At 42.4% G+C, this 23,356-nt stretch carries 19 protein-coding genes and 3 pseudogenes; 12 read left to right on the forward strand and 10 right to left on the reverse strand.

Annotated features, from left to right (window positions below):
* Positions 1-5 precede the first annotated feature (5 nt).
* The 7 genes and pseudogenes from JCM15074_RS03885 (at position 6) to JCM15074_RS03915 (ending at position 6,506) form a co-directional block, all read left to right on the forward strand.
* Entirely contained in the window at positions 6-1,499 is a 1,494-nt protein-coding gene (locus tag JCM15074_RS03885; RefSeq protein ID WP_025820011.1) for a CoA-acylating methylmalonate-semialdehyde dehydrogenase, read from the forward strand.
* Positions 1,500-1,511: 12 nt separating this feature from the next.
* A complete protein-coding gene (locus JCM15074_RS03890) occupies positions 1,512-2,669 on the forward strand; it encodes an acyl-CoA dehydrogenase family protein (RefSeq protein WP_025820012.1) in 1,158 nt (385 codons plus the stop codon).
* Between the two features lie 10 nt (positions 2,670-2,679).
* Positions 2,680-3,451: pseudogene (locus tag JCM15074_RS20775) on the forward strand (enoyl-CoA hydratase).
* Positions 3,452-3,552: 101 nt separating this feature from the next.
* Positions 3,553-4,508 (forward strand): annotated as a pseudogene (locus JCM15074_RS20780) (enoyl-CoA hydratase/isomerase family protein).
* 13 nt (positions 4,509-4,521) lie between these two features.
* Entirely contained in the window at positions 4,522-5,427 is a 906-nt protein-coding gene (gene mmsB / locus JCM15074_RS03905; protein WP_025820013.1) for a 3-hydroxyisobutyrate dehydrogenase, read from the forward strand.
* 4 nt (positions 5,428-5,431) lie between these two features.
* Complete coding sequence (locus JCM15074_RS03910; protein WP_025820014.1) at positions 5,432-6,190, forward strand: SDR family oxidoreductase; 759 nt, start codon at positions 5,432-5,434, stop codon at positions 6,188-6,190.
* An 85-nt stretch (positions 6,191-6,275) separates the two neighbouring features.
* On the forward strand, positions 6,276-6,506 hold the full coding sequence (locus tag JCM15074_RS03915) for a hypothetical protein (RefSeq protein WP_025820015.1): 231 nt from the start codon (positions 6,276-6,278) through the stop codon (positions 6,504-6,506).
* Positions 6,507-6,537: 31 nt separating this feature from the next.
* On the opposite strand, the gene JCM15074_RS23415 is transcribed toward JCM15074_RS03915, so the two are convergent.
* A complete protein-coding gene (locus JCM15074_RS23415) occupies positions 6,538-6,993 on the reverse strand; it encodes a hypothetical protein (RefSeq protein ID WP_051536811.1) in 456 nt (151 codons plus the stop codon).
* On the reverse strand, positions 6,993-7,409 hold the full coding sequence (locus JCM15074_RS23420) for an alpha/beta hydrolase (protein ID WP_051536812.1): 417 nt from the start codon (positions 7,407-7,409) through the stop codon (positions 6,993-6,995). Before JCM15074_RS23420 ends, JCM15074_RS23415 begins: the two co-directional genes overlap by 1 nt.
* 315 nt (positions 7,410-7,724) lie before the next feature.
* Here JCM15074_RS23420 and JCM15074_RS03925 point away from each other — a divergent pair, with 315 nt between their 5' ends.
* Together JCM15074_RS03925 and JCM15074_RS03930 are read left to right on the forward strand one after the other, a co-directional pair.
* Positions 7,725-7,955 carry a DUF3565 domain-containing protein gene (locus tag JCM15074_RS03925; RefSeq protein WP_025820016.1) on the forward strand — a complete coding sequence of 77 codons (231 nt, stop codon included), beginning with the start codon at positions 7,725-7,727 and terminating at the stop codon, positions 7,953-7,955.
* A 69-nt stretch (positions 7,956-8,024) separates the two neighbouring features.
* A complete protein-coding gene (locus tag JCM15074_RS03930) occupies positions 8,025-9,275 on the forward strand; it encodes a valine--pyruvate transaminase (RefSeq protein ID WP_025820017.1) in 1,251 nt (416 codons plus the stop codon).
* On the opposite strand, the gene JCM15074_RS20790 is transcribed toward JCM15074_RS03930, so the two are convergent.
* Positions 9,272-9,595, reverse strand: a complete 324-nt coding sequence (locus tag JCM15074_RS20790) for a hypothetical protein (RefSeq protein WP_025820019.1) — start codon at positions 9,593-9,595, stop codon at positions 9,272-9,274. The two genes, JCM15074_RS03930 and JCM15074_RS20790, sit on opposite strands and share 4 nt — an antisense overlap.
* An 86-nt stretch (positions 9,596-9,681) precedes the next feature.
* Positions 9,682-10,089 carry a MerR family transcriptional regulator gene (locus JCM15074_RS03940; RefSeq protein ID WP_025820020.1) on the reverse strand — a complete coding sequence of 136 codons (408 nt, stop codon included), beginning with the start codon at positions 10,087-10,089 and terminating at the stop codon, positions 9,682-9,684.
* Positions 10,090-10,354: 265 nt separating this feature from the next.
* Between JCM15074_RS03940 and JCM15074_RS24755 the strand changes: the two are divergent.
* From JCM15074_RS24755 to JCM15074_RS03950, 3 genes and pseudogenes are all read left to right on the forward strand, one after another.
* Positions 10,355-10,993, forward strand: a pseudogene (locus JCM15074_RS24755) (cation transporter); the annotation flags it as partial.
* Positions 10,973-13,342 (forward strand): heavy metal translocating P-type ATPase, encoded by a 2,370-nt coding sequence (locus JCM15074_RS20795; protein ID WP_373278870.1) that lies wholly within the window; start codon positions 10,973-10,975, stop codon positions 13,340-13,342. The pseudogene JCM15074_RS24755 and the gene JCM15074_RS20795, both read left to right, overlap by 21 nt.
* 212 nt (positions 13,343-13,554) lie before the next feature.
* Positions 13,555-15,150 (forward strand): ABC-F family ATPase, encoded by a 1,596-nt coding sequence (locus JCM15074_RS03950; protein ID WP_025820023.1) that lies wholly within the window; start codon positions 13,555-13,557, stop codon positions 15,148-15,150.
* Between the two features lie 68 nt (positions 15,151-15,218).
* Here JCM15074_RS03950 and JCM15074_RS20800 read toward each other — a convergent pair whose 3' ends face one another.
* The 6 genes from JCM15074_RS20800 to JCM15074_RS03975 all read right to left on the reverse strand — a co-directional run bounded on the left by JCM15074_RS20800 (position 15,219) and on the right by JCM15074_RS03975 (position 23,348).
* A complete protein-coding gene (locus tag JCM15074_RS20800; RefSeq protein WP_025820025.1) occupies positions 15,219-17,336 on the reverse strand; it encodes an FUSC family membrane protein in 2,118 nt (705 codons plus the stop codon).
* A gap of 140 nt (positions 17,337-17,476) precedes the next feature.
* Positions 17,477-18,331 carry a molybdopterin dinucleotide binding domain-containing protein gene (locus JCM15074_RS24760; RefSeq protein WP_234400158.1) on the reverse strand — a complete coding sequence of 285 codons (855 nt, stop codon included), beginning with the start codon at positions 18,329-18,331 and terminating at the stop codon, positions 17,477-17,479.
* Entirely contained in the window at positions 18,318-20,114 is a 1,797-nt protein-coding gene (locus tag JCM15074_RS20805; RefSeq protein ID WP_234400159.1) for a molybdopterin-dependent oxidoreductase, read from the reverse strand. The genes JCM15074_RS24760 and JCM15074_RS20805 overlap by 14 nt, the downstream gene beginning before the upstream one ends.
* 558 nt (positions 20,115-20,672) lie before the next feature.
* Positions 20,673-22,214 carry a glutamate synthase-related protein gene (locus JCM15074_RS03965; protein WP_025820027.1) on the reverse strand — a complete coding sequence of 514 codons (1,542 nt, stop codon included), beginning with the start codon at positions 22,212-22,214 and terminating at the stop codon, positions 20,673-20,675.
* Between the two features lie 155 nt (positions 22,215-22,369).
* Positions 22,370-22,792: a hypothetical protein gene (locus JCM15074_RS20810; RefSeq protein WP_037469016.1), complete on the reverse strand. Its 423-nt coding sequence runs from the start codon at positions 22,790-22,792 to the stop codon at positions 22,370-22,372.
* Complete coding sequence (locus JCM15074_RS03975) at positions 22,785-23,348, reverse strand: DUF1415 domain-containing protein (protein ID WP_025820029.1); 564 nt, start codon at positions 23,346-23,348, stop codon at positions 22,785-22,787. Before JCM15074_RS03975 ends, JCM15074_RS20810 begins: the two co-directional genes overlap by 8 nt.
* Positions 23,349-23,356 lie beyond the last annotated feature (8 nt).

Genomic DNA, 23,356 nt, shown 5'->3' on the forward strand with positions numbered 1-23,356 from the left:
AGATATTGATGAAACAAGTTCAGCATTATATTAATGGTCAGTTTACTCAAGGGGCTGGCACACAACAAATATTGGTGACTAATCCTGCTAATAATCAGGCCATTTCTACAATTAATTGCGCGACCGCTGATGAAGTCAATCAAGCGGTACAGAGTGCAAAACAAGCGTATATGAGTTGGCGTGAAGTGCCTGTCTCTGAGCGAGCGCGGGTAATGTTGCGTTATCAGCAACTGCTTAAAGATCATCATGATGAACTTGCTGAAATTTTAGCTCTAGAAACGGGTAAAACCTTGATTGATGCTAAAGGTGATGTTTGGCGAGGCATAGAAGTGGCTGAACATGCCTGCAATATTGCGTCATTAATGATGGGCGAAACCGTTGAAAATGTCGCCCGTGATATCGATTGTTATAGCTATACCCAACCACTTGGGGTTTGTGTTGGTATAACCCCATTTAATTTTCCTGCCATGATCCCGTTATGGATGTTCCCGTTAGCCGTTGCATGCGGTAATAGCTTTATTCTAAAACCTTCAGAGCAAGATCCCATGACACCGCAGCGTCTGATAGAGCTGTTTATTGAAGCCGGTGCGCCTGCCCATATTGTGCAGTTATTGCATGGTGATAAAGCCGTGGTCGATCAACTGTTATTAGATTCTGACGTAAAAGCAGTGTCATTTGTTGGCTCTGTTAATGTTGGCAAATATATCTATAAAACCGGCACCGAAAACCTTAAACGAGTGCAGGCATTCGCAGGGGCTAAAAACCATTGCGTGATTATGCCAGATGCCAATAAAGGTCAAGTGCTCAACAACTTAGTCGGCGCCTCTGTTGGTGCTGGTGGTCAGCGTTGTATGGCGATTTCAGTGGCGGTGTTTGTGGGAGAATCGAAACAATGGATTGATGAGTTAGCGGCTAAATTAGCCGAGGTTAAACCCGGGTTGTGGGATGATCCCGATGCGGCTTATGGCCCCTTGATTAACCCACAAGCAAAGCAACGAGTATTGAATCTTATCGCCGAAGGTAAAGCGCAAGGAGCAACTTGTTTATTAGATGGTTCCGAGTTTACTTTAGCGGGTTACGAGTCAGGCAATTGGGTTGGGCCAACATTGTTTACTGACGTTACGCCAACAATGGGTATTTACCAGCAAGAGATTTTTGGTCCGGTGCTCTGCTGCGTTTGTGTTGATAGTTTAGAAGAAGCGATTGCCCTTGTTAATGCTAACCCTTATGGCAACGGGACTTCAATATTTACTGCCAGTGGCGGCGCAGCAAGGCAATATCAGCATCAAGTGGAAGTGGGGCAAGTGGGGATCAATGTCGCGATTCCGGTGCCATTACCTTTCTTCTCATTTACTGGCTGGAAAGGCAGTTTTTATGGCGATCAGCACGCTTACGGTAAGCAAGCGATACGTTTTTATACCGAAACAAAAACCGTTACCGCGCGTTGGTTTGATGATGACAGTGTATCTGGGCCGAATATGACCATTAATTTGAAATAAGGAGTGGCCTAAATGGATTTTAATTTAAATGATGATCAACGTCAGTTTGTAGAACTTGCGCGGCAATTTGCCGCTGATGAGTTAGCGCCTTATGCCGCAGAGTGGGATGAGCAACACTTTTTTCCCAAAGCCACATTGCAGCAAGCTGGCGAGTTAGGCTTTTGCGCTTTGTATTGTCCTGAAGAACAAGGTGGCATGGGCTTGTCGCGTTTAGATGCTGCGTTGATATTCGAGCAGTTAGCACAGGGTTGTACTACCACGACTGCGATGCTGACAATTCATAATATGGCAACTTGGATGATCACCAGTTTTGGCCATGCAGCGTTATTAGAACAATGGGCCGAACCTCTTACAACAGGTCAGTATCTGGCCTCATATTGCTTAACTGAACCCGGCGCTGGCAGTGATGCGGCATCACTACAAACCAAAGCCGTCAAAGAGGGTGACGATTATTTGGTTTCTGGCTCGAAAATGTTTATTTCAGGTGCGGGCGAGACTGAAATGCTGGTGGTGATGTGCCGTACAGGAGGCGAGGGGCCTAAAGGGATCTCTGCGATTGCGATTCCAGCAGACAGTGATGGTATCAGTTACGGTAAAGCCGAAAAGAAAATGGGCTGGAATGCACAGCCAACCCGATTAGTCACGTTTGATAATGTGCGAGTGCCAGCCACTCATCTATTAGGCGAAGAGGGACAAGGCTTTACCTTTGCAATGAAAGGGCTTGATGGTGGCCGTATTAATATTGCGACCTGTTCAGTAGGAACTGCGCAAGCCGCATTAGAGCGTGCCCGTGATTACATGCATGAGCGCAGTCAGTTTGGTAAACCATTAGCCGCCTTTCAAGCACTGCAATTTAAATTAGCCGATATGGCGACAGAGCTGGTGGCAGCGAGGCAAATGGTGCGTTTAGCTGCCTTTAAACTCGATCAGCAAGATCCCCAAGCGACCACCTATTGCGCCATGGCTAAACGGTTTGCAACCGACGTTGGCTTTAAAGTCTGCGACAGTGCTTTGCAAATACATGGTGGCTACGGCTACATTCAAGAGTACCCGTTAGAGCGCCATGTGCGTGATGTACGCGTGCATCAAATTCTAGAAGGGACGAATGAAATTATGCGGCTGATTATCGCCAAGCGATTATTAGATGCCAATGCAGCGTTAATTGAATAAGGAGCAGGTGATGGACGGTATTAATTTTAAAATTGATGGGCATGTGGCCACGATTACAATGGCAAATCCACCTGCTAATACATGGACCGAACAAAGTTTAAAATCCTTAACGCAACTGGTGCTTGAACTTGATAATGATCCTGATGTTTATGCGTTAGTGCTCACTGGTGAAGGCGACAAGTTCTTTTCTGCAGGGGCTGATTTAACCCTGTTTGCCGAGGGTGATAAAGGCGTAGCTGCTACCATGGCAATTACTTTTGGTGAGGCGTTTGAAACCTTGAGCCGCTTTCGTGGGGTATCAATTGCGGCGATTAATGGCTATGCATGGGGGGCGGCCTTGAGGTGGCATTAGCATGTGATATTCGTATTGTAGAGCAACAAGCACAAATGGCATTGCCTGAAGCCACCGTCGGTTTATTACCCTGTGCGGGCGGTACTCAGAATTTAACTGCGTTAGTGGGCGAGGGCTGGGCTAAACGGATGATTTTGTGTGGTGAGCGCATTAAAGCCGATAAGGATTAACGCTAGGATTAGTGGAAGAAGTGGTAGAGCAAGGCCAAGCTCTGACGGCGGCACAGGCATTAGCAGACAAAGTCGCTAATCAGAGTCCAAGTAGTGTCACTGTGTGTAAACAGCTTATTCAAGCAGGCCGTCACATGCCACGCAATCAGGCTTTATCGTTAGAGCGTGAGTTATTTGTGGGGTTGTTTGATACCGAAGATCAACAAGAGGGCGTAAGCGCCTTTTTAGAGAAGCGTAAAGCAAAGTGGAAGAATTGCTAATGGATTGCGTATTAGTTGAAACCATCGCGGCCAGTCATGGTAAGCAACTTGGCTGCTTGACCTTGAATATACCCAAGTCACTCAATTCATTAAACCTCGAAATGGCACAGCGTTTATATCAACAGTTGCTCGATTGGCAAGTTGACGACAGCATTGTCGCGGTTTGGCTACAGGGCGCGGGTGAAAAGGCCTTTTGTGCGGGCGGTGATATTCGTGCCATTTATCAAGCCTCAGTTGATGACAATAGCGATTTGGTTAATGTCAGTCATGGTTTTTTCAGCCAAGAATATCAGCTTGATCTATTGATTCATCAATATGTTAAACCCGTTATAGTATGGGGGGACGGCATCGTGATGGGGGACGTTTAGGGCTTATGATGGGCGGCAGTCATCGACTTGTGACTGAGCAGTCAATGATTGCCATGCCGGAGGTGAGTATTGGACTGTATCCTGATGTGGGTGGCAGTTATTTTTTGCCAAGGATGCCTGCTAAAACAGGCTTGTTTTTGGGATTAACCGCTTATCGAATGAATGCTGCAGATGCACTCTATACTGGCGTTGCTACTCATGCGGTTAACCGTGATAGCCATGCTCAAATATTACAAGACTTACAAACATTTGATTGGATGCGAGATGATATTAATCACGGTTTAGATCAATTAATGAGTCAGCATGCTAGCTTACAACCCGCTAGTACTTTAGTGAGTCATCAAGCATTAATTAACCAATTAATGCAGGGCTCATTAGCCGATATTATTGGTCGATTTCAGCAATTAGATACAGAATTAGTGTGGTTGCAACGCGCGCAAAAGTCACTGTTAAAAGGCAGTCCGCTGAGTTGGTACATTGCTTATGCCCAAAGCCAATTATCATCAGAATTGAGTCTTGCAGAATGTTTTCAGTGGGAGCTTAATTTAAGTATTAACTGCTGTGTAAAGGGTGATTTTTGTGAAGGGGTACGAGCATTACTGGTCGATAAAGATCTTGCGCCGCAATGGCAATATAACCAGCTTAGTGCAGCTGCTAGTGAACATGCTAAACAGTTAATGTCAGCCTAAAAGGAGTCATGTAATGATGAAAGTGGCATTTATAGGATTAGGAAACATGGGCGGCCCAATGGCTGTTAATTTAGCGAAAGCTAAGCAGGCGTTAGCGCTTGAACTCTCAGTGTTTGATATTGTTGCAGATAATATGTCAGATGCGGTTAAGCAAGGTGCCACTGCTGCATCATCAGCTTTAGCTGCTATTAAAGATGCTGATGTGGTGATCAGTATGTTACCAGCCGGCCAACATGTACATCGCTTATATCTAGATGAGCAAACAGGCATATTAGCTAAATTAAAAGCCAGCTGTTTAGTGATTGATTGTTCAACGATTGATGCCGAAACCGCAGTATTAGTGGCCGAACGTGCAGCGCAAACAGGAATAGAAATGGTTGATGCACCCGTTTCTGGCGGTACGGCAGGAGCATTAGCGGGCACGTTGACCTTTATTTGTGGTGGTACAGATAATGGTTTTAAGCGAGCAAAACCCTTTTTAGAGGTGATGGGATCAAATATTTTCCATGCAGGTCAAGCTGGTGCTGGGCAAGTGGCTAAGATCTGTAATAACATGTTGTTATCTATATTAATGGTGGGTACCAGTGAAGCACTGTCTTTAGGAATCGATCATGGTTTAGATCCCAAAGTGTTGTCGCAAATTATGCAAGTGAGCAGTGGCGGTAACTGGACCCTAGATAAATATAATCCATGCCCAGATGTGATGCCCAATGTACCGTCATCTAATCAATATCAGGGCGGCTTTATGGTAGATTTGATGGTCAAAGATTTAGGGCTATCAATGGCGGCGGCATTAGCATCAAATTCAAGTACTCCGATGGGCGCCTTGGCCCGTAGTTTATATACCAGCCATGCAAGGCAAGGACACGGTAAACTCGATTTTTCGAGTATTTTTGAACAATTTAAAGATAAAAGGTAAGCAAATGCAGTTAAAAGATAAGGTTGTCGCGATTACTGGCGCAGCTGGTGGATTAGGCCAAGCAATGGCAACAGAACTAGCAAATGCTGGCGCAAAGTTAGCACTTATCGATCTTGATCAAGACAAACTAGAGCGAGTTTGTGCTGATTTAAGCGTACTGACTGAAGTGCAAGGCTATGCATTTGATATTACTGATGAAGAAGATGTGATCGCAGGTTTTGGCTATATCGTTGAAGACTTTGGTCAATTAAATGTATTGGTTAATAATGCCGGCATTTTAGTTGATGGTATGTTGCTTAAAGCAAAAGATGGCAAAGTCACTGAACGTATGTCATTTGAGCAGTTTCAAGCCGTGATTAACGTTAATCTTACGGGTTCATTCCTATGTGGCCGCGAAGCTGCAGCGGCAATGATTGAAACCCAGCAACAAGGTGTGATTGTTAATATTTCAAGTGTGGCGCGTGCGGGCAATGTAGGCCAAACCAACTATGCTGCATCGAAAGCAGGTGTAGTCGCTATGTCTACTGGTTGGGCGAAAGAGTTAGCTCGATTTGGTATTCGCAGCGCGGCTGTTGCACCAGGTGTGATTGCGACTGAAATGACGGCAGGCATGAAGCCAGAAGCCTTAGCTCGTATGGAGCAAATGGTACCTGTAGGACGCTTAGGCGAAGCTCAAGAAGTCGCTTCTACGGTTAAGTTTATTATTGAAAACGATTATGTAAATGGCCGTGTATTTGAAATCGACGGTGGCATTCGTTTATAACTTGAGATAGTTTTATTGACAACAAAAGCCGACATTGTTCGGCTTTTTTATTATCTAATTAATTAGTTAAGATAAAGGAATGCCAATGGATCGGCTAACTCGTATCGTTAAACAATTATTACTCGGTGTAGGTATCACCGGTATTGTAGTCAACTATGCGGGCTTCTTTTATATGTTAGCGGTAGGTTTCCCTATTTCGTCAATCCACTGGTTCTTTCTACTTAGTCCTTGGTTATGTGTCTTTTATGGTTTGTCAGACGCCCAACAAGCTGCGGTATTTAAGTGGTTTAAGCACAAAGGGTTTTGGCGGCGATAAATCATGTGAGCCGCCCGTGGTATTAGTGGTATTAATTGTTGTTAAAATGCGCATTAAACCATTGAACCGTAATTGGCATGACTTGATTATCCATGATTTGAGGACCGTTAAATGTTTCCCACACATGGTCAGTATCGAGCTCTTTTAATACTGTGTCTCCCTGATGGTAATTAAGCCAAGCTTGACCAGAACCATTTACGACCAAATCATCTTGCTTTCCCATAATCACTAACAGTGGTCGTTCGTATTGGCTAATTGCTGCCAACGGTTGGGTATAGATCATCTCTTTAAAGAAAGGTGCGTTAAGCTGCGCTGATACTCCCCAAGGCGTCGTATAGCTAAAGCTAGTATTGTCATCACTGGTTATTGCTTTATCAATCAGCGCTGTACCAAGTAATTTAGAATAGGTCATATAAGGGTTAGTGACTGGTGTCCATAGGGCAGTCACTTTTACATCTTTGTTATCACGAACAAGGTGGCTTGCCACTAATCCACCTTGCTCCAGCCTAGTACGCCAAGATCATCGGCTTTATAAATAGAGTTGTGACGGAGCCAATCGAGTGAGGCATTAGCATCTTTAATAAGGCCCGTAAAAGTAGTGTGTTTGAATTCACCACCACTTTCGCCTGCACCGCGAAAATCAATACGTAAACTTGCAATACCATGTTGCGCTAAAGTGCTGGCTGCTCGTTCAAGCACACCTTCGTTAGTATTTGCGATGGCGACATCATTTTTATCACCCATAAAACCGTGCAAAATTAACACGACGGGGCCTTTTGTTTGTCCTTGTGGCATTTCTAGAATACCAACAATGTCATTGTCAATAACGACACGTTGTTCTACTGCTTCAGCCGTATAACTGCTACTGATTAGTCCTGCGCAAATGAGAGGTTTTAGATCCATTGTGGTTTGTTGTTAGATAAAAGAAATTAAATATCGTATATCAATAAAACACACAAGATGGTAAGTCCCTATGGCGACTATAAATCTTAATTTAGTGATAAATATCATCTAGTTTTAGGTGGGGTATGGCTGATTTTATGGGAGGGTGACAAAACCAAATGATAAAATGTTGCACCTTCTACTCTCTAGCCGTCAGCAATTAGCCGTGTTACGTTGATTTAAATATGAATTTAAATTCACAGCGGTTATGGGCTTATATGCAGCAATATAATGTGGCTATCGGCAATTTGGAAAAGGATTAATTTTAGAGGTGCTATGAAGCAACCGATTATTAGTTATCACCAAGATGAACTGCGAGATTGGGTGGCTGAATTAGGCTGCGGCCATTTTCAGCATGTACGCCATAATCCACCTTGGCAAGTGAGGGAATGGGTAGTTAGTCCGCAAGGAAGAGAGCAATTTATTGGTTATTTGTTGTATTGCCTTAAATGCGATGTGGATGCGCCAAAAGATAAAATAGAACGAGCACCAAATAACTCATATTAGCCACTGTTTTAATATAATTAATTATGGCATCTTTAAAGGCTTTGATATCAATTTTGCTGGAAAGGTGTAATGGAATTATCCAAGTTTGGTGAAAAGTTTACTCGTTATTCAGGTATTACTCAGTTAATGGACGATCTTAATCAGGGCTTACAGACACCGGGGGCGATTATGCTCGGAGGTGGTAACCCTGCGGCGATCCCTGAAATGCTCGATTATTTTCATCAAATGTGCGCCGATATGCTCAATCAAGGTGAGTTGGTTAATGCGCTGACGAATTATGACGGCCCGCAAGGTAAAACCAAATTTTTAAAAGCACTGGCAGCATTATTAGCCGATGAATATGGCTGGCCGATCACCGAAAAAAATATTAGCTTAACCAATGGTAGTCAGAGTGCTTTTTTCTACTTGTTTAACTTATTAGCCGGTAAGCAGCAAGATGGTTCACACAAGCGTATTTTATTACCACTAGCTCCTGATTATATTGGTTATAGCGATGCGGGTATTGATGACGATATCTTTGTTTCTTATCGACCTGAAATTGAGCTGCTGGATAATAATCAATTTAAATATCATGTTGATTTTGAACAATTGCAAATAGACAATTCTATTGCGGCGATTTGTGTGTCTCGGCCAACTAATCCAACTGGTAATGTACTAACTGATGACGAAATTAGTCGCTTAGATCATATTGCACAAACGCACAATATTCCGCTGATTATTGATAATGCTTATGGTACGCCTTTCCCTAATATTATTTTCGAGTCTGTTAAACCATTTTGGAATGACAATACTATTTTATGTATGAGTTTATCTAAATTGGGCTTACCCGGTGTGCGCTGCGGTATTGTGATCGCCAGTGAGCAAATGACCAAGGCGATGGCCAATGTGAATGGCATTATAAGCCTTGCTCCCGGCAGTTTAGGGCCTGCTTTTGCACATCATATGATTCAATCGGGTGATTTATTGAGGTTAAGTGAGCAGGTCATTAAGCCTTATTATCAACAGAAATCATTACAAGTGGTGCAATGGTTACAACAAGCCATTACCGATCCTCGCTTTAAAATTCATAAGCCTGAAGGGGCGATTTTTCTGTGGTTATGGTTTGATCAACTGCCGATTTCAACCACCGAGTTATACCAACGCTTGAAAGCGCGAGGCGTGTTGGTTATTCCCGGTGAATATTTCTTCTTTGGGCAAAGTGAGCCTTGGTCACATGGGCAGCAATGTTTGCGGATGAACTATGTGCAAGATGAAGCAACTATGCGTCGAGGTATCGATATTATTGCTGAAGAAGTCAATAACGCCTATGTTGAGGCTTAAAATAGACTAGTTTGGCGATCATACTGTGCGCCTATTTCATTGGCGCACGGCACTTCTTTAAAATGCGACATCCATACCATATTACTGCGTGGAAATTCTGTTTTGATGGCTTGCTTTAACGAGGTTTTAGCGGTTTTGCTATCGGCCTGAATTTGTTGCTGCTTAAAGCCATGTTGAATAATGATAAATTGATCGGCGGCAGCTTTATATAGCGTCACACTACGGTCTTTTTTATAGGTTTTGATTTCAATGGCTTCAAATATGAGCATTGTTTTTAGCGCATGCTCCAATAAACTGACTGCCTGTTTAAAGTTTATCATGAGTGTTTCCTTGTTAAAGATAACACTATAACGCCGCGCAGGTGGTTAAGGTAGTTGTAATACTTGAAGCATAGCTTAAGCATTCTTTACGCTTTATTGATACCATCAAGAATGGCACATTTTGACTGTTTCCCACCTTGGCAATGACCAATCATCTGCTCTAAATCGCGTTTCAACTTTTCAAGTTTAGTGATTTTCTGATTCACCTCTGCAAGATGCTCGATGGCGAGTTGACGCACATTTTCAGCTTGTCGTTGTTGGTTGTTGTTTAAGCTTAGTAAATGTTGACAATGTTCTAAGCTAAAGCCTAAATCACGACATTGATGAATAAAATTGAGTGAATTAATATCGGCATCGCTATAAAGACGATAACCAGCCTCGTTTCTTTTACCTTGTACCAAGCCTATGTCGTGATAATAACGAATGCTCTTGACGGATAAGCCCGTTAATTTAGCCACTTGGCCAATTTTGAATTGATTATTGATGATCGCCATATTTTTTTAATCTCTTGCTTGACTCTCCTGTTACTGGAGAGTTTACCCTTATCGGCATTGATAGAAAAGTGGTAGGAGTTTAATCATGGAATTTCGTTTTCAAGTTGACAATATGCATTGTGGTAAATGCGTCAACAAAATCAAGCAGGCCTTTAGTGAACAGTATCCGCAAGTCACTATTATTGCGGATACACAGCTAAAGCAAGTACTAGTTACAGGCGATATTAGTCAAGCAGATGCAATGGTGCTGTTAGATTCACTTGCGATGCAGCCGAGCCTAATCACTCCTATCGAGACTTCTCATTGGCAATTTACCATCAGCAATATGCATTGCGGTAAATGTGTTAATAAAATTAAACAGGCTTTTAGCGAGCACTATCCACAAGTTGAAATTAGTGCTGATACCAGCATTAAACAATTAACCGTGGTGGGTGAGATTAGCCAAGCGCAAGCTGAGCAAGTTTTAGCTGAAATCGGTATGCAGATTGTCACTGAAGAGTCTGCTACTGAATCGACTCAAACTTGGCAATTTACCATCAGCAATATGCATTGCGGTAAATGTGTTAATAAAATTAAACAGGCTTTTAGCGAGCACTATCCACAAGTTGAAATTAGTGCTGACACCAGCATTAAACAATTAACCGTGGTGGGTAATATTAGCCAAGCGCAAGCTGAGCAAGTTTTAACTGATATTGACATGCAAATTGTGCCAGCTCAAGCATTGAATATTGAGCATGAATTGCAGATATTTGTGGCCGATATGACTTGTGGCCACTGCCAACAAACCATCAGCAAAGGTTTGTTGGATGCTGGCATTACACTATTTGAAATTGATTTAGCCAATAAGTTAGTCACTGTGACCAGTCAATTAAACATGACCGAATTGCAAGCGCTGTTTACTCGTCTTGGCTACCATGCAACTGCCGCTAATACTTCATCAACGTCGCCGCAGGTTGATGAAGTATTAGCGCCTGAAAGCAATGATGCCGTTGAAGTCGCTGAGCCTATAGCTAATCAGCCATCGGTCGCGAACACCAGTCAAGTTTATTACGTAGCGGATATGAGCTGTGCCAGTTGTGTAGCTAAAATTGAAGGGGCGTTTAGTCAACTCGATAATATTGAAGCGCGAGTTAATTTAGCCGATAAACAGCTGCAAGTTTTTGGCGATATAAGCCATAAAGAGGTACTTAAACGTTTAACTAATGCAGGATATCAAGCGTCAGTTGTGACCGATGCTAAAGCCAGCGCTGCCGCTAAAATTGAAACTGATAAACATGAGTATAAAACCCGCATTAAACAAGCTGTGCTCGGTCTAGGACTAGGTTTACCCATGATGGCATGGGGCTTACTTGGCGGTGACATGATGATTAATAGCACTAGCCAACAGGTAGGTTGGGGGCTAATGGGATTATTAACCCTGTTATTAATGGTCACTTGTGGACGTCATTTTTATCAAGGGATGTGGCGTGCATTAAAAGTTGGCAGCAGTAATATGGATACCCTAATTGCATTAGGTACGGCCAGTGCTTGGGGCTATTCAATGCTGGTGGTGTTAATGCCGCAATGGTTCCCTGCAGATACTCGCCATGTGTACTTTGAAGCCAGCGCCATGATTATTGGTTTAATTAACTTAGGCCATGCGCTTGAATTAAGAGCTCGCGGTAAAACCAGTGAAGCGGTGCAAAAATTATTAGGTATGCAATCTTCAAAGGCGATTCGTATTGGTACTAATGGCGATGAAGAAGTGGAAATTAGCGAGTTGCAACTGGGTGATAAATTACGACTAAAACCGGGTAGCAGAGTTGCGCTTGATGGGGTAGTTGAGGTCGGACATTCATTATTGGATGAGTCGATGTTAACGGGTGAACCTGTTCCTGTGGCGAAACAAGTGGGTGATGAGCTCAGTGCTGGTACAGTCAATAACGGCAATGGTAGCTTGGTATATCGCGTTATCGCGCAGATGCAAGATACCAAATTAGCGAAAATTATTAGCTTAGTGCAGCAAGCACAAACCTCTAAGATGCCTATTGGTCGTTTAACCGATAAAATTTCAGCTTACTTTGTACCCACCGTAGTGATTATTGCGCTATTAGCGTCATTAACATGGTTGTTGGTAGGGCCTGCGCCGCAGCTATCGCATGCATTAGTGGTATTAACGAGTGTGTTAATTATTGCTTGTCCTTGTGCTTTGGGACTCGCCACACCGATGTCAATTATGGTGTCAGTTGGCCGCGCTGCCCAGCTTGGAGTTTTGGTTAAAAATGGTGAAGCACTGCAAACCGCTAGTAAAGTGACTTGTGTGGTGTTAGATAAAACAGGCACTGTGACTCAAGGTAAGCCAAGTGTTACCGATACCTTAGTGCTGCAAGATTCGTTATCAGAAGCCACACTATTAACGGCACTCGCCAGTCTTGAGCAACATTCAGAGCATCCGCTTGCCAGCGCAATAGTGCAGTACTGTAAAGCGCAACAGGTCGCGCTCATTGAGCCTGATGATTTTAGTAATCATCAAGGGATGGGTATCACGGGTACGGTTGCTAATAGCCAGTGGGCATTGGGTAACAAAGCATTATTGGCTAAATTAAATGTGGTGATTAACCGTGATGTTGAGCGCACTATGCAGCAATGGGCCAATGAAGCGAAAACGCCTATTTTTGTAGTGCAAAATAAGCAATTGGTTGCCGCGATTGCAATTAGTGATCCGATTAAAGATGAAGCCATTGAGGTCGTCGCGCAATTGACTGACATGGGCTTAAAGGTAGTGATGTTGACCGGCGACAACCCACAAACTGCGCAAGCAGTTGCAACTCAAGTGGGCATTAAGCATGTGATTGCTGAAGTGTTACCAGATCAAAAACAAGCACATGTAATTAAGCTACAAAACCAAGGTGAAATTGTTGCTATGGTTGGCGATGGCATTAATGATGCGCCAGCTTTGGTGAGTGCTAATGTGGGGGTGGCGATGGGGACGGGGACTGATGTTGCCATTGAAAGTGCTGACTTAACATTGATTTCAGGCCATTTAACCAGTTTGCCGCAAGCATTATCGTTAGCTAAAGCGACGATTAATAATATTAAGCAAAATCTATTTGGTGCCTTTATTTATAACACCTTAGGTATTCCTGTTGCTGCGGGTTTATTGTACCCATTAACCGGAACTTTATTGAGTCCAATTGTTGCAGGCGCGGCAATGGCATTATCATCATTAACGGTAGTTACTAATGCTAACCGATTGAGAAGTAAAAAGTTATAAGTCAATTTTTGACGAGGAATTAAATCGCAATAGTGCCACTATTGCGATTTTTCTATCGGCTCAATAACGCGATTTGAGTTGATAAATCGAGCGATAATGCTATAGTGTCGCGTTTATTTTCTAGCGGCCTTTAATTGCCGAGAGAAACGTCAACGTTATAATGTCTTTATAGCGTTGAAAATTCATGTACATATTAGATTCGGAATGTCATTTTGATCACAACAGCAAATATCACCATGCAGTTTGGCTCTAAGCCACTGTTTGAAAACATCTCAGTTAAATTTGGCGGCGGCAATCGCTATGGTCTTATCGGGGCTAACGGCTGTGGTAAGTCAACCTTTATGAAGATCTTAAGTGGTGAATTAGAGCCTAGTGGTGGCAATGTTTCACTGGATCCTAATGAGCGTCTAGGTAAGCTAAACCAGAACCAGTTTGCTTATGAAGAGTTTAATGTTATTGACACCGTTATCATGGGTCATAAAGAGTTATGGGACATTAAACTAGAGCGCGATCGTATCTATTCTTTACCGGATATGACGGAAGAAGATGGTATTAAAGTTGCTGAGCTAGAGATGGAATTTGCTGAGATGGACGGTTATACCGCTGAATCTCGTGCTGGCGAATTACTACTTGGTGTAGGTATTCCATTAGAGCAACATTTTGGTTTAATGAGCGAAATCGCTCCGGGTTGGAAACTACGTGTGCTACTTGCACAGGCACTTTTCTCTGATCCAGATGTGTTGCTACTTGACGAACCAACCAACAACTTGGACATTGATACTATTCGCTGGTTGCAAGAGATGCTAAACCAACGTAACAGTACTATGATCATCATTTCGCATGACCGTTATTTCTTAAACTCAGTATGTACTCACATGGCTGACTTAGATTACGGCGAGCTACGCGTATATCCAGGTAACTATGACGAATATATGATGGCTGCGTCACAAGCACGTGAGCGTCTATTATCGGATAACGCAAAGAAGAAAGCACAGATTGCTGAATTACAAACATTCGTATCGCGCTTCTCTGCTAACGCATCTAAAGCGAAACAAGCAACATCTCGTGCTAAGCAAATGGATAAGATTAAGCTTGAAGAAATTAAAGCTTCTAGCCGTGTTAACCCATATATTCGTTTCGAACAAGATAAGAAATTGTTCCGTAACGCGCTTATTGTTGAAAACCTAACCAAAGGTTTTGATGCTGAGCCACTATTTAAAGACTTTAGCTTTATTGCTGAAGTAGGTGAGCGTATTGCTATTCTAGGTGAAAACGGTGTGGGTAAGACCACCATGTTACGTACCTTGATTCATGACTTGCCACAGACATCTGGTACCATCCAGTGGTCTGAAAATACACAGATTGGCTACTATGCTCAGGATCATGAAAGTGATTTTGAAAATGATATGACCGTGTTCGACTGGATGAGTCAGTGGACTCGTGAAGGCGATGACGACCAAACTGTACGTGGTATTTTAGGCCGTATGCTATTTGGTGCTGACGATATCAAGAAGTCTGTTAAAGTACTTTCTGGTGGTGAAAAAGGCCGTATGTTATTCGGTAAATTAATCATGCAAAAGCCAAACATTTTGGTGATGGATGAGCCAACTAACCACTTAGATATGGAATCAATCGAGTCGTTAAACAACGCACTTGAAATGTTCGACGGTACCTTGATTTTCGTGAGTCATGACCGCGCATTCGTATCTTCTCTAGCGACTCGTATTTTTGAAATCACAGCTGACAATGTTAATGATTTCCGTGGTACATACGACGAACTATTACGTAGCAAGGGTGTCGATGCTTAATCGCTGACCTAAGTTACTCAATAAAAAACCCGCATAATGCGGGTTTTTTATTAACTGCTTTTTATCAACTAGCTCAATGCTTGCGCTTGTAACTCTAGTTGTTTCAGCAAATAGACAGGATCGGTTTGAGTAATTTGATCCGCAAGCGGTGCAATCAATAAATTAATTTGGGTTGCATGGTTATTGATGTGCGAGAAGAAGCTATCAACATCTAAATGGGTGCTGAGCTTTTTATGCAAGGTAAGAAAAGCGGCGCGGGTTAATGCTAATTGTGCAATAACTTCATTTTTTTGCTGTTCACTGTGCATTGATTGCTCATTAAGCAAGGTCACAATGCGTAACATAATGTTAGAGGTATGGCAGCAAAGTAGCATATTTTCGGCGGTTCTTGCATGTTGCTTAGGCTCGCCTAAATACCCTAGCCAATGGTCAAATAAGTTAGTGTCATTAATCACACTGGCATTGAGATATTGATTTAGTTTGGCTTTTTCATCTTCAGACGATTGGCGCAAAAACTCAGTCATATGAGCAAAAAATTGTTGATAACTGGCAATGGTATCGGCAAATTTAGTCGGAAAGCTGTGTTTCTGGAAGCCCGGTGAAATCAGTAAAACACAAAGGATCGGCAGTGCCACCCCTAGTAGGGTATTTTCAATGCGCGGCAAAATTACCATGCTACCTTGACCATTAAGCGAGAATGCGCAGAACACAAAAATGGTAACGGCAAAAACAGCCACACTGTACTTTCTTGCTGAGGTGTGAAAGAACACTACCGCTGCAATACAGTAAACAATTGGTAGAATAGTGTCCGATACATGGCTTTCAAGCATAAAACCGACGACGAGTATGCCCACGAGCGTGCCTGCTAGACGGCTTAAAAGTCGATTCCATGTCATTGAGAGGTTCGGTTTTAATACCAATAAACTGGTCATTAAGGTCCAAAACCCAAACTCTAAATTAAGTGCTCGCACAATCACTAAGCCTAAGGTCAGACATAATGCACCGCGAAAGGCATGGCGGAAGTAGTTAGATTTAATGGTCCATTGACGGCTGAATTTATGCCATTGTCTAGCCCACAGAATACGGCGTTGCTTAGCTGATGTGTGCGCGGTTTTATGAGATTGTTGTAACTCAGAAGGCGCAGCTAGGCCTTGCAGCGCAATATAGATAATCTCAAGTTTATTGATATAAGCATGAGCTTGTAATATCTGGGCATCGGCGGGAATATCCGCTTGATAGTTACGTAATTCAGTAAAATCGATACTGGGTAACTTTAAACGGGTAACGTTACTAAAGCTTACTTTAGCCAAGTAACCAATAATTTCATTGGTGGCAAAGTTAATGGCTTTGAGCCAGTTATGATGCTGTTTTTGGCAAGATTCGCTTGGTTTGAAATGCATTAATCGCGTTTGCTGGGCCACAATATCGGCAATTTCAAGAAAGCGGGTCATACGGGCTTGCTTGATTGACGCTTCACCAGCACTTAATTGCTGATGCAGTCTATCTTGCAAGGTATTGTATTTGACCATATAACTGGCTCTAAACTTGGCACTACTAATAAATTCCTGATTATGATCAACTTGCTTTTTAAGTAGTGGGTAGCCGTGTGAATAAAGTTTGTTTGCTAAATCTTGGTACAGTTCGTAAAGTAAATCTTTGTCTTCTTGGTAAGGCAATAATAGGTGTGCTAACCATTGCCATAAGCTATACCACATTGCACCAAGGGTTAAACAAATTGGCAGATAGAACACGTTGGCATCGGGTTGATGTAAAATCATCCCATAAATGGCCAATAAAATAGTGGCAAAACCAATCGCACCTAAACGCGGGGTAAATACCGCCAGCATAAATAATAAAAAACTACAGCTAGCAAAGTAGAGGGTAAATAACACCGTGTGTGAATATAAACTTTCAACGCCTAAGCTAATACTGAAAAACAGCACATAGATCAGTAGAAAATCTATTAAACGATGTTTGCTGACACTTGATGTATCTGCCATACCACAAGCAATACTGCCTAATGATAATGCGATACCAGTTGTGACTTGGCCAATTAAAAAGCAAGGAACAGATGAGCTTATAAAACTGAGCGCAGCAATATTAGCGCGAATATTGAGTACATATTTGAAAATAGGATGTCGAAAGACAGAGTGCTTAAACATTGAAGCAATTGGAACAGTTGGCATAATTTGGATTGCCCAGCATGAATGAGTGATACAAAGTGTTACTTTTATAATTATATGTCATTGCTAGTAATATGGTCATTAATAAAGATTAAAAAACCAGAACAAATGTTCTGGTTTTTATGTTTATCTGGCGTTACGAATTATTTTTTAGCGTTAGCTTGTAAATACTCGAGCACTAATTTTTGATCACTGGCAGATAAACCTGCACGTGGGAACATACTCTTAGTAATACCTTGCCACTGCATATAAGTATAATCACTCGGATTTGGAGCCGCGTGACACATAGTACATGCACTGTAGAATATTTTTTCGCCTTGTGATTCTACGGCTTTATGGCCCGGTTTAATCGCATTCAGTGCGGCGCCCATACCTAATTGTTCAATATTGAATGGTTTTTTCAAGGTTTCAATCACTGGAGGCTGGTAAGCTTTGTTTGGTGATTGTGGGTTATCGCATTTTTTAAAATAAGCTAAACAGGTATTGGCACTGGTGCCTTGGCTTAAACCACTTGATGGGCGGCTAGAGGTTAGCATATTGACTGAACCAGAGTTACAACGGCCATATACATCTAGCTGTAACCATGCGCCTTCGTGAATATAAATAACCCCTGGCATTACGTTATCAGCCAATTTCGCGCCTGCTAATAACTTGCCGCGTTCATTAAATACTTCGACCAAGTCACCTTCTTTAACGCCGCGTTTCGCCGCATCTTGTTTATTGATTAAGACAAACTGGCGACCATCAACGCTTTCATAGCTATTCACATCAGCATTGGCCATTTGTGAGTGTAAACGCATCCAAGGGTGTGGACTTAGTACATGCACTTGATCTGGGTCAGCATTTCCTAGCCATTCAATGGGTGGCATCCACATTGGCATACCGGGGCAATCAGGTAGTTGCATATTGGCGATGGTTTCGCTGTAAAGCTCAATTTTGCCTGACGGTGTATGCAATGCGTGTTTAATCGGATCTTGGTAGAAGTCACCATGGCGCACATAGTTGTTGGCTGTTTGTGGTAGGTAAGACGGTGATACCTTTATCCCAAAATGTGGCAAAGCTTTCGGTTGCAGATGATGAATGATAAGCATCTTCAAGATGCTGCATCATGGTTTTACCTTCAGTAAATTGATCTTGCACGTTAAATAAGAACGCTAAGTTAGAGAAGATCTTATAGTCATCCCAGCTTTCGCCCACAGGTTCAATGACCTGTCTCATCGCATAGATTTTATTGTTGCTATACGTGCCACCAGAGCTTATGTCATTACGCTCTAATGTGGTGGTTGCAGGTAACACGATATCGGCATAACGCGCGGCAGCACACCACCAAGGGTCTTGGCAGACAATGGTATCGACATGATCATTCAGTGCTTGAATTAACTCGTTGGTATCCTGTTGGTGAGAAAGCAGGTTGTTACCTGAGTTATAGATCATTTTTGCTTTAGGGAAGGTGAGCGTTTCACCGTTACGAGTAAAGCTCATGCCTGGGTTATTCAGCATTTTAGGCACGAGTACCACTGGGCAAGTTGCGCTGATTGGGTTACGGCCCTGTGATAAACCGATAGGCATTTTTTGGCCTGACTGTGGCATGCCACCGTTACCATAGTGCCAGCTGAAACCTGCGCCTTCACCTTCTTTACCAATTTTACCTGCCATAGCGGCATAGTTGATAATTGCCCAGTGAACCATCTCACCATGTTGCGCACGTTGGATCGCCCAACCTGCTGCTAATTGGGTTTTCTTATTGATGGTTAATTCTGCAAGTTCGCGGATTTTATCTGCTTTGATGGTGGTAATTTTTTCAGCCCACTCAGGTGTTTTCTCAACACCATCTTGTTTGCCTAATAGGTAATCACGGTATTTATCAAAACCAACGGTATATTTTTCAACATAAGCTTTATCATATAAATCTTTTTTATAGATGTGATAAGCCATTGCAGTAAATAGCGCTACGTCAGTGTTAGGACGAATATGAATCATCTCACAACCCAGACCTTTGTCAGTTTCGGTTTGTTGTGGGTTGATTGACACAAACTTAATGCCTTTCTTGGCAAATTGTTGCCAATGCTGATGCATTTGATGGTCTGCAACACGGTATTCAACACGGTTTGTCTTGAATGGGTCACAGCCGATAAATACCATGAGTTCAGTGTGTTTTTCAATTACAGGCCATGCAGTTTGTGGTGAGTAAACTTCTAAGTCACCAATCACGTGTGGCAAAATCACCTCAGAGGCACCAGCTGAGTAGTCACCACTACAGGTACTTTGACCACCAATCAAGTTGAAGAAACGACCTTGTAGGGTTTGTGGGCGCATTAAGCCCGCATGTGCCCAGCCATCATATGACGTGCTGAAGATGGCTTCGTTACCATGTTTTTCAATGGTGTTGGCAATGGCTGTTGCGGTTAATGCAAGGGCTGTATTCCAATCGACGCGAACAAATGGTTCTTTACCACGTAAATTAGGTTTAGTGTCACCAAGTGGATTTTCAAGATATGACTTACGTACCATTGGGTAGTTGATACGAGTATCTGAATAGGTACGACTTAATACTCCTTCCAGTAGCATTTTGGTTGGTAGTGGGTCGATAGCGGTGACAGGTTGAACACCAATAAGTTTGCCTTCATGAACGATAGCGTTAAATGGACCATAGTGAGTCGCATGAGGGATGACATGGTGATCATCTGCAAAAACTTGGCCTGCTGGGAAAAGTGATAATCCATTTGCTGCAATAGCACTTGCGAGTGCTGATTTTAAAAATTCGCGTCTTGATAAAGCCATGTTTACGATTCCATTTTTAGGCGGAACAAAATAAAGAATATGTATACCTATTGATGAACAATTCAGAGCCTCTAAAGTTTTTCAGCTTAGTATCGATGGAAAGCTTGAGATGCTCCGTTAGCAGTCTCAATATTGTTATTACAAGCTAATATTCGCTGAATGTTCATCATTTTATTAGGTGACATATCCACCGCGAATTAGATTAAGTCGGATAGAGAATTGAGTAAATACCAGCAAAAATTGCATATAAATATATGAATTAAAACTATTCATATCTGCTACGTGAGTGTTAAATAATAGCGATTAAAGTGATAATTATGGAATTTGATATAGGTCATATTTTCTTGTCAGTTATTTATATTTCAACTAGTTAGTTGTTGTTTTGGTGGCGAGGCTTGTTACAGACAATAAATTGACTATAGGCTAATTTATATTGATGAATAATTATGAATGGAATTGTGAAAATATCTTTTTAGTTAATTTTTATTCATTAAATGCTAATGAAGTAAATTGACCATATTAAATGGTCAATTTACATACCGTTATAGCATCAATGAGTTAAAGCTTGCTGTCATAGCCACTAAAATGAATACCCGATAAGCGAGCCATCTCATGGTGCCATGTGGCTAAATCATTTTGGTTAAATTGATTAAGATGGTTATGACCACAAGCACGAGCCATGACCGACATCAGCTCAACCGAAGCGCTAAAAAAGTTAAATAGTCGTTGGGATGCCACTTCTATATTTAAGTTTTTACGCAAAGATTCTTTTTGGGTGGCGATGCCAGCAGGGCAGTTATTGCTATTACACATACGTGCAGCAACACAACCAATCGCCTGCATCGCACTGTTTGAAATGGCGACACCATCAGCGCCTAACGCCATCGCTTTAACAAAGTCCATTGGTACACGAATACCGCCTGTGATAATTAAGGTGGTATCGCCGCTCGCACCTTGTTCATCTAAATAGCGTCTCGCTCTAGCAAGTGCAGGGATGGTTGGCACGCTAATGTGATCCCTAAAAATTTCAGGTGCAGCGCCAGTTCCGCCGCCGCGGCCATCTAAAATGATATAGTCGGCGCTCGCATCTAAGGCAAATTGAATATCACGTTCAATGTGATTGGCGCTGAGTTTAAAGCCAACAGGAATACCACCTGATACTTCACGTACTCGATCAGCAAAACGTTTAAAATCGTCGCTGGTATGTAGGTTAGCAAACGTCGGTGGCGATACTGCATCGTGACCCGCAGCAATGCCGCGGACTTGGGCTATTTTGCCAATGTTTTTAGCACCGGGAAGGTGACCACCTGTGCCCGTTTTTGCGCCTTGTCCCCCTTTAAAATGAAAAGCCTGAACTTTACTTAAATGGGCTTCATCATAACCAAATTGAGCACTGGCTAGTTCATAGAAATAACGGGAATTCGCCTGTTGTTCTTCTGGCAACATGCCGCCCTCACCAGAACAAATCCCCGTACCCGCTAATTCAGCACCAGTAGCGAGAGAAATTTTAGCTTCTTCTGATAATGCGCCAAAGCTCATATCGGATACAAACAATGGGATTTTTAAGGTCAATGGTTTATTGGCTTTGGGGCCGATGACAAGTTCAGTGCCAACAGCAACATCTTCCATTAATGGTTTCGTTGCCATTTGTGCCACCATAATTTGGATATCGTCCCAATGGGGTAATTGGCCGCGAGGAACGCCCATCGATGTCATGGGGCCATGATGTCCAAACTGCGATAGCCCATCTTTGGCGAGCTGATGAATAAAACTTACAGTGGGTTCTTCTATAGTGGCGACGGGAATCGCACCTGCTGAAGTCTCAGCTTTTACTCCAGGGCCTTCTTTACCAACATCTTCGGCTTTAAATTGTGCATGGCTACCATCGCAATATGGAAAGTTTTTACTGTGTTTGCACATGCATAAAAAGCCTTTTTCTTCTTCTGCTTTAAATGCTAAAGGTTTGAAATCGGTACCTGCGTGGGCGCCGTCACAAAAAGGTTGGTCTTTAGATTTGCCGCAGCGGCAATAGAAATATTGCTCGCCGACGGTCAGTGGTACTTGCTTGGGTTTATTATCTGCAACAATTGGTTTCGACATAATACTTCTCACACTGATAGAAAAAGAAATGTCCCTATTATTTTTTTAATTCCTTTGGTTTGACCAGTGTTACAGTATGTTTAATTTATGTTAAAAGCAATGGTGTTTGGGTAATATTCAAGCTGCACCGTGTTCATCACAAAAACGATTTAGAATCATGAGTGCGTGCTCATCATGCGTTGTTCTGCCAGTAAAAAGTCATAAATACAGCTTTCATGCTGATCGACTAATTTGAACAGTGTTTGATGTTCAGTTGCTGTCATGGCTTGGTGATGATAAGTCAATTGATAGGGCGCCACCCAATCAACCATAGTATCAATCAGTTCTGACCATGATAAATGCTGCCATTTTTGTGCATCTTGCACCCCTTTATCATGCATGTGTTGATCGAACTCTTCACATGGCTGACCTAGTTTAGGTAGCGCATCGCGTAGCAATTTAGCGGTAATGATTTCAACTTGCAGTAATTGTTGCCATACCTCTGGTTTATGGTCTGGGGTAGCGGCATTAATCATGGTTTCAAAAAAGGCGATGCCATACAATTCGCCGAGATAGGCTTGATGTAATTGCTTAATCATTATCAGTGTCCAAGTGTTGGCATTGTTTCAGTTTTTGTTCAAAGAAATCACTGCCTTTACGGCGACAAAAACTGATATTACGTTCAGGAATTGACTCTGGCTCATCGTAACTCGCAAGTGCGATCGCCATTCCTTCTTCACGAATAATGTGAATCGTTGGGTAAGGGCTACGATTAGTATAATTTGCCGCATCATCCATAGGTTCACCATCGAAACAGTAATCTGGATGAAAGCTTGCTAATTGGTAAGTCCCTTCATAACCCTGCTCAACCAGTAAGTCATTAGCAATATCCACTAAGTCTAAGTAGGGATAAAAACCTTCATATCCCTGCGGCAGAATAAACAGACAGGTTTCTATTTCTGGCTGCTTATCTAGGCGCTGACATTCGACAATAAAGTCTTCAAGCACTTGATCCATGGCTTGGTACTGGCAAACATGGTAGCGAATCGAGTCTTTTTCTATTTCACGACGCGCAAAAGGGCAAATATTATATTTCATAATAACTTGTTTTACCCAATTGGCGGTGGCTTGTTGGATCTGTTGTTGTTCAAGCATGATGATTA

This window comes from Shewanella marina JCM 15074, from assembly GCF_000614975.1.
In the GTDB taxonomy this organism is placed as follows: Bacteria; Pseudomonadota; Gammaproteobacteria; order Enterobacterales; family Shewanellaceae; genus Shewanella; species Shewanella marina.